The sequence below is a fragment of the Nonomuraea recticatena genome (assembly GCF_039533245.1).
In the GTDB taxonomy this organism is placed as follows: domain Bacteria; phylum Actinomycetota; class Actinomycetes; order Streptosporangiales; family Streptosporangiaceae; genus Nonomuraea; species Nonomuraea roseola.
Map to the genome: position 1 here is coordinate 118,755 of NZ_BAAATE010000025.1, position 7,797 is coordinate 126,551.

A 7,797-nucleotide genomic window follows, 5' to 3' on the forward strand; every position below is an offset into this window, starting at 1 on the left:
GGGCTCATGAGGAGACACGGCGAAGGGGCGGGGCCGGAGCGGGATGACCACCGCGCCTCTGGCCGGGGTCGAGGGGGCGGGGCTGGTCGTTCTGATCCAGATGACTCCGGAGGAACTGGTCCAGATGACTCCGGATGAGAGGGTCGCGGGGCTGGACGTGGGCACCACCGGGCTGGAGGCGCAAAGCTCGGGGTCATCACCGTGGCGGCCCCGAACGTCCTCACCGTCGGCCGACGCGAGCCGCAGCACGGGCTTGGCGCTCACGCGGGACCGGGCGTCCACCCGGCTGCGATCCCCGGCACCGCGAACGCCGCGCGCGCTGCAGGGCGCGCGGTCGGCTCCCCAGGAAGCAACGGCAGGTCTACGAGGGACGCCGTCAGCGGCGCGGAAGGCCTCGGCGACAACCCAGGAAGCATCGCCGGGCCCGTGGGGGCCGTCGGCGGCGGGGTGGGAGGTGTCGGGGCGCTCCACGAAGGCTGAGCGGAGGGCGGCGGTTGGGCGGGGCCTGGGCACGGCGCGTGGAGCGGCGGTTGACCGTACCGCGGGGGTTGAGCGCGACGTGGAGTCCGGCAAAGCCGACGCTGGCGCTAGGGCAGGCGTTGGTCCTGGGGCCGGCCGTGGGCCAGGCGTTGCCGGTAGGGCAGGCGTTGGCCCTGCAAGCGGCCACACGTCAGGCGTTGGCGGTACTGCCGATGTTGGCTCTGGAGCGGGGGTGGGCCGTGGGCGAGATTGCGGTGGGGCGGGGGTTCGGGGGGCCGAAGGGGTGGGGATGGCAGGGGTTTGGGAGGTCGGAGGGGTAGGGAGGGCGGGAGTGGGGAAGGGAGTGAGAGGCCGGGTCACGGGATCCTCCAGGGATGCGGGGACCTCAGGATCGGCCAGGGGTGGGTCGGGTGAGCGCGTTGAACGGGATTCTGTGGATGAGTCGGAACGGGCCTGTGGACAGTGGGCGGCCTTGACAGAACATCATCCTGGAGCCCATCACCCTAGGTAACGATTATGTGGTGATTTGCGCCCATTCCGGCCTGCTTTGTTACGGAACATGACGCTCACGGCATCAGGTCTGCAACACTCTGCTGTGACCCCTTACCTCCGCTTGCGAAGTAATGCTTGATTTCTCCGCAAGAGTGGCTTGTTGTTTCAACCCCCAAGGAGTACGTCCGTGTCATCTGCACGCAGGGCCGGAAGGTTCCTGGCAGCGGCGACGGGAGCAGCGATCCTGCTGACGGCCTGCGGCGCTGCCGATAACGCACCCGCCGCCGACCCGTCGACCGCGCCCTCCGCTCCGGCAAGCGGCGCCAACGCCTCGACGATCACTCACGCGTTCGAGCAGGAGATCAGCTCCTACAACGCCGAGACGGCCGAGGAGTACTCCTCGAAGAACCACATCGTCCTGAACCGGATTCAGCCGGACTTCTGGTACTTCGGCGCTGACGGCTCGGTCCAGCCTGAGAAGGACATGGGCAGCTACGAGAAGGTCTCCGACGAACCGCTGACGGTGAAGTACAGCATCAACCCGAACGCGGCGTGGTCCGACGGCAACGCGATCGCCTGTGACGACGTCATGCTCATGTACGCCGTCGCCTCAGGCAAGTTCCCCGAGTTCAGCTACATCAGCACGACCACGTGGGACAAGATCAAGATGCCGGACTGCAAGATCGACGACAAGGAGGTGACGCTGAACTACACCACGCCTTTCGGTGACTGGGCAGCGGCCACTGTCGTCCAGTTGCCGGCGCACATCGTCGCCCAGCAGGGTGGGCTCACCGAGCAGGAGATGTTCGACGCCATCAAGGCCGAGGACCACGGCAAGCTCAAGAAGGCCGCCGAGTTCTTCAACAAGGGCTGGATCTTCAACGGCAAGCTCCCCGACAAGGCGCTCATCCCGTCCTCCGGGCAGTACGTGATCGACTCCTACTCCCCCGGCCAGTCCATCACCCTGGCCCGCAACGAGAAGTACTGGGGCGAGAAGGCCAAGACCGAGAAGATCGTCATCCGTTTCATCGCCCAGGACCAGCAGGTCCAGGCGCTGCAGAACGGCGAGACGAACATCATCGAGCCGCAGTCGAACCCGGACATCCTGGCCCAGGTCGAGGCGCTGCAGAACGTCACCGTGAAGACCGGTGAGCAGTTCCTGTACGACCACCTGGACTTCAACTTCAACAAGGGCCCGTTCAAGGACGCCAAGCTGCGCCAGGCCTTCGCGGCCTGCACCCCGCGTCAGCAGATCGTGGACAACCTGATCAAGCCGCAGAACCCGAACGCCGCCCCGATGAACGTCCGCAACATCGCGCCGTTCCAGCCGGGCTACGCCGAGGCCGTCAAGTTCGCCGGTGCCGACAAGTACAACACCGTCGACCTCGAGGGCGCCAAGAAGCTCGTGGCCGACTCGGGCGTCAAGACCCCGATCAAGGTCAACATCGGCTACAACCAGCCGAACCCCCGCCGTACCCAGGTGGTCGAGCTGATCAAGGCCTCCTGCGACCAGGCCGGCTTCGAGGTCACCGACACCGGCAGCGAGAAGTTCTTCGACGACGCCGGTGACCTGGCCAACGGCAACTTCGACATCGCCCTGTTCGGTTGGGCCGGTTCGTCGCTGAACAGCGGCTGGACCTCCACCTACCAGACGCCCAAGAAGTGCACCCCCTCGGCCAAGGGCAACAACAAGGGCTGCTACTCCAACAAGGAGTACGACAAGCTCGCCGACCAGATCCTCGCGGAGACCGACCCCGCGAAGGTCGCCCCGCTGATCCAGCAGGTCGAGAAGATCCTCTGGGACGACCTGGCGACGATCCCGCTGTACTCGCAGCCGGCTCTGTCCGCCTGGAGCTCGAACATCCAGAACGTCCAGCCCAACCCGAGCCAGGCCTCCATCACCTGGAACATGCAGCAGTGGGCTGCTCAGTAAGCACGGCCAAGCCGCATAACTGACGCGGGGCACGGTCACCAGACCGGCCCCGCGTCAGAGCTGTACAACCCAAGTCGAACGTTGATCCGCCAGTCGAAGCCGCGCCCACGAGGCGCCGTGGCGGACCCGGCTTTCCGGCCAGAGCCCGGTCACCCCCCGCCATGGCGCCCGGAAGCCGTCACCTGCAGGAGGTCGGGGAATTGCTTGTATTCATCGCGCGTAGGCTCGCCATATCGAGCCTCACGCTGCTAGCCGCCACTTTCATCATGTTCTTCCTGGTGGCCCTGTCGGGAGACCCGCTCGCCGACCTGCGCGAGAGCTCGCTCCCCGACGCTCCCAGGCTGATGGAGGCGCGCATCGCGGCCATGCACCTTGACGAGCCCATCCCCGTCCGCTACTTCTCCTGGCTGACCGGCATCTTCCAGGGTGACCTCGGGGTCAACAAGGCGGGCACCACGGTCTCCTCGCTGCTCGCCGGCGCCATGGCGTCAACACTCAAGCTGGTGGTGGTCGCCACGGTGCTGGCCGCAGTGATCGGCATCGCGATCGGCATCGTCTCCGCGCTCCGTCAGTACAGCAGCTTCGACCACGGGATCACCTTCGCAGCCTTCGTCTGCTTCTCGCTACCGGTTTTCTGGGTCGCGACGATGCTGAAGCAGTTTGTGGCGATCGAGTTCAACGACTGGCTGAGGGACCCGTTCATCCCGCTTCCCGTCATCCTGGCCATCGCGCTGGCCGCGGGCCTGATCTGGGCGTCGGTCTACAACGGCGACAGGAAGGGCAAGCTGACCGCTTTCGGCATCGGCCTGGTCGTCACCGCCGTGATCCTCTTCGCGCTCTCCGCGAGCCGCTGGTTCGCCGACCCGGGGCTGGGCTTCCCGTTCATCCTGGTGGTCGGACTGGCCACCGCCGCGGGCGTCGCCGTGCTGGTCGCGGGTGTCGACCACCTGCAGCCGATGTACGCGGCGCTGGGCGCGGCGGGCGTCGGAGCGCTGCTCTACTACCCGCTCCAGCCCATGCTGATCGCCCCCAGCGTCCTCACCCTGCTCGGCCTGTTCGTCGTCGCCGGGCTGGTGAGCGCGGCCATCGGCTGGCAGTTCGGCGGCCTGCTGCGCCGCCAGGCCATCCCGCTGGCCGTCTTCAGCGGCCTGTTCGTCGCTGCCATGATCTTCATGGACCGGCTGCTCGAGGCGTGGGACGGCTACGCCAGGGCGCTCAAGGGCCGTCCCGTCGCCACCATCGGCGCCGAGACCCCGAACTTCCTCGGCAACTTCTGGCAGACCACGCTCGACTCTGGCATGCACCTGATGCTGCCCACCCTGGCGCTGATCCTGGTCGGACTGGCCAGCCACTCCCGCTACAGCCGCGCCAGCATGCTCGAGGTGATGAACCAGGACTACGTCCGGACGGCCCGCGCCAAGGGCCTGCCCGAGCGGACCGTCATCATCAAGCACGCCTTCCGCAACGGCATGATCCCGATCACCACGATCCTCGCCCTCGACTTCGCCGGCGTCTTCGGCGGCGCGGTCATCACCGAGACGGTCTTCGGCTGGCGGGGTATGGGCAAGATGTTCGAGGTCGGGCTGCGGGAGGTCGACCCCATGCCGGTCATGGGCTTCTTCCTCGTCACCGGCACCTCCATCGTCGTGTGGAACATGCTCGCCGACATCGCCTACGCCTACCTCGACCCGCGGATCAGGCTGTCATGACGGAGAAGACCGAGATGACCATCAAGACGGAGCCGCCCGCGTCGAACGACGCCCAGGGCATGACGATCGTCGCCCGTACCCAGGGCCAGCTCGTCCGGCGCAGGTTCTTCCGCCACCGCGGCGCCCTCGTGGGCATGATCCTGTTCGGGCTGGTCTTCCTGCTGGCCTTCAGCTCCATCGGCTTCGGCCCGATCCCCGGCTGGTGGGACAAGCCGTGGACCGGCTCGGGCACCGTGGTGGACAGGGGCCGCCCGACGCTCAGCGTCATCCCCGAGTTCCTCGGCGGCGCGGGCATGCACCTGGGCGAGCACCCCTTCGGCCAGGACAACATCGGCAAGGACTACTTCGCGATGACCATGCGCGGCGCGCAGGTCTCGATCATCGTGGCGTTGACCATCGGCCTGGTGTCCACCGCCGTCGGCACCGTGCTCGGCGCCCTCGCGGGCTTCTTCCGCGGCAAGATCGAGGCCGTCATCATGCGCTTCACCGACGTGATGATCACCATCCCCGTGCTGGTGATCGCCGCGGTGGTCGGCAGCGCCACCGGCAACCTGGGCCCGTACTTCATGGCCATCATGCTGGGTCTCATCACCTGGACCAGCGTCACCCGCCTGGTCCGCGGCGAGTTCCTCTCCCTGAGGGAGAAGGAGTTCGTCGAGGCCGCCAGGGCCGTCGGCACCTCGTCGATGCGGATCATCTTCAAGCACATCCTGCCGAACACGCTCGGTGTGATCATCGTCTCCGCCACGCTCGCCATCTCCTCCGGCATCCTGCTGGAGACGGCCCTGTCCTTCCTCGGCTTCGGCGTCAAGAGCCCCGACACCTCGCTCGGCCTGCTGATCAGCGACTACAAGAACGCCATGGTCACGCGCCCGTGGCTGTTCTGGTGGCCGGGTCTGTTCATCGTGGCCATCGCGCTGTCTGTCAACTTCATCGGGGACGGCCTGCGCGACGCCTTCGACCCCCGACAGAACAGGGTGCGTGACTGATGACCTCCGTACACATCGCCAAGCGGCTGTCGGAGGCCAAGCGCCCCGGCACCACCGAGGTGCTCAAGGTCGAGAACCTCCAGGTCAGCTTTCCCACCGACGACGGCCTGGTCAAGGCCGTGCGCGGTGTCTCCTACACGGTGCACGAGCGTGAGGTGCTCGGCATCGTCGGCGAGTCCGGCTCGGGCAAGTCGGTCTCCTCGATGGCGGTCATGGGCCTGCTGCCCAAGAGCGCCAGGATCAGCGGCGCCATCTCCTACCGCGGCGACGACATGCTCAAGATGTCCGAGCGCAAGCGGCGGAGCCTGCGGGGCAGGAAGATCGCGATGGTCTTCCAGGACCCGATGACCGCGCTCAACCCGGTCCACACCGTCGGCGACCAGCTGGCCGAGGCCGTGCTGGCGCACGAGCTGGTGCCGTACAAGCAGGCGCAGGCGCGTGCCAAGGAGATGCTCGACCTGGTCGGCATCCCGCAGGCGGCGGCCAGGCTGAAGTCCTACCCGCACGAGTTCTCCGGCGGCATGCGGCAGCGCGCGATGATCGCCATGGCGATCATCAACAACCCCGACGTGATCATCGCCGACGAGCCGACCACGGCTCTCGACGTGACCGTGCAGGCGCAGATCCTCGAGAAGCTGCTCGAGGTGAAGGACGCGGTCGACGCGGCCGTCGTGCTCATCACGCACGACCTGGGCGTGATCGCGGGCATGGCCCACAGGGTGCTGGTCATGTACGCGGGCAAGCCGGTCGAGGTCGGTGACGTCGAGCCGGTGTTCAACACGCCGCGGATGCCGTACACCGCTGGTCTGCTCGGCTCCATCCCCTCGCTGGAGACCTCGGGCGGCAGGCTGCGGCCTATCAAGGGCACCCCGCCCTCGCTGATCAACCTGCCCACGGGCTGCCCCTTCTCCCCCCGCTGCCCCATGGCCACCGAGGTGTGCACCACCGAGGAGCCCGTCCTCGAGGAGACGGACGGCGGCGCGCACTACGCGGCCTGCCACCACTGGCCCAAGCTGGCGGAAAGGGCAGATCCGACCGCCATCTTCCGCACGAACAGCGAGATCACGCCATGAGCGAGAAACTGCTCGAGGTCAACGACCTCGTGATGAACTTCCCCGTCAGGGGGACCGGCCTCATGCGCCGCGTCGTCACTCACGTGCAGGCGGTCAGCGGCGTCTCCCTCCACGTGGACAAGGGCGAGACCCTCGGCGTGGTGGGCGAGTCGGGCTGCGGCAAGTCGACGACGGGCCGCGCCATCCTGCAGCTCCACAAGCCCACCTCGGGCTCGGTGAAGTTCGAAGGCCAGGAGCTCACCTCCCTGCCGAACAAGGAGATGCAGGCCGTACGGCAGAACATGCAGATCGTCTTCCAGGACCCCTACGCCTCGCTGAACCCCAAGATGCCGGTGAACGACATCATCGCCGAGCCGCTGAAGGTGCACGGACGGTGGGACGGCAAGGCGGGGCCCAAGCGCGTGGCCGAGCTGCTGTCGCTGGTGGGACTGTCGCCCGAGCACGGCAACCGCTACCCGCACGAGTTCTCCGGCGGTCAGCGGCAGCGCGTCGGCATCGCCAGGGCTCTGGCGCTGGAGCCGAAGCTGCTGATCCTGGACGAGCCGGTTTCGGCGCTGGACGTGTCGGTGCAGGCCGGAGTGGTGAACCTGCTGGAGGACCTGCAGGACGCTCTGGGCCTGGCGTACGTGTTCATCGCCCACGACCTGTCGGTGGTGCGGCACATCTCCGACAGGGTGGCGGTGATGTACCTCGGGAAGGTCGTGGAGACGGGTCCGCGTGACGACCTGTACGACAGGCCCGCCCACCCCTACACGCAGGCGCTGCTGTCGGCTGCTCCCACGGCCAACCCCGAGGAGGAGCGCCAGCGCGAGCGGATCATCCTGACGGGCGACGTGCCCTCGCCGATGGACCCGCCGAGCGGCTGCAGGTTCAGGACGCGGTGCTGGAAGGCGCAGGAGATCTGCGCCACGGAGGAGCCCGCGCTGGTGGACAGGGGCAACGGCCACCCGGTCGCCTGCCACTTCGCCGAGGTCAACACCAAGGTCGTCTGACCTTCCGGGTTCTCGGGCCCCCGCCGGTTCTCGGCGAATTCCAGAGGTCGTCGCAACACTGATTGATCAACTGGCTGCGGCCAGCAGCATAGCGAGACGCTCGGCTGGGGTTTCCCAGCCGAGCGTTTT

At 67.3% G+C, this 7,797-nt stretch carries 5 protein-coding genes; all 5 read left to right on the forward strand.

The features are described from left to right. Nucleotides 1–1,159: 1,159 nt before the first annotated feature. Nucleotides 1,160–2,905, forward strand: coding sequence for an ABC transporter family substrate-binding protein (locus tag ABFX50_RS35985; RefSeq protein ID WP_346152833.1), 1,746 nt, complete (start codon nucleotides 1,160–1,162; stop codon nucleotides 2,903–2,905). Nucleotides 2,906–3,171: 266 nt separating this feature from the next. Next, nucleotides 3,172–4,614 (forward strand): ABC transporter permease, encoded by a 1,443-nt coding sequence (locus ABFX50_RS35990; RefSeq protein ID WP_428834718.1) that lies wholly within the window; start codon nucleotides 3,172–3,174, stop codon nucleotides 4,612–4,614. A 14-nt stretch (nucleotides 4,615–4,628) separates the two neighbouring features. After that, nucleotides 4,629–5,603, forward strand: coding sequence for an ABC transporter permease (locus ABFX50_RS35995; protein ID WP_183649229.1), 975 nt, complete (start codon nucleotides 4,629–4,631; stop codon nucleotides 5,601–5,603). After that, nucleotides 5,603–6,676 carry an ABC transporter ATP-binding protein gene (locus ABFX50_RS36000; RefSeq protein WP_183649231.1) on the forward strand — a complete coding sequence of 358 codons (1,074 nt, stop codon included), beginning with the start codon at nucleotides 5,603–5,605 and terminating at the stop codon, nucleotides 6,674–6,676. The genes ABFX50_RS35995 and ABFX50_RS36000 overlap by 1 nt, the downstream gene beginning before the upstream one ends. Continuing rightward, entirely contained in the window at nucleotides 6,673–7,668 is a 996-nt protein-coding gene (locus ABFX50_RS36005) for an ABC transporter ATP-binding protein (RefSeq protein WP_346152836.1), read from the forward strand. The genes ABFX50_RS36000 and ABFX50_RS36005 overlap by 4 nt, the downstream gene beginning before the upstream one ends. The last annotated feature ends 129 nt before the right edge of the window (nucleotides 7,669–7,797 follow it).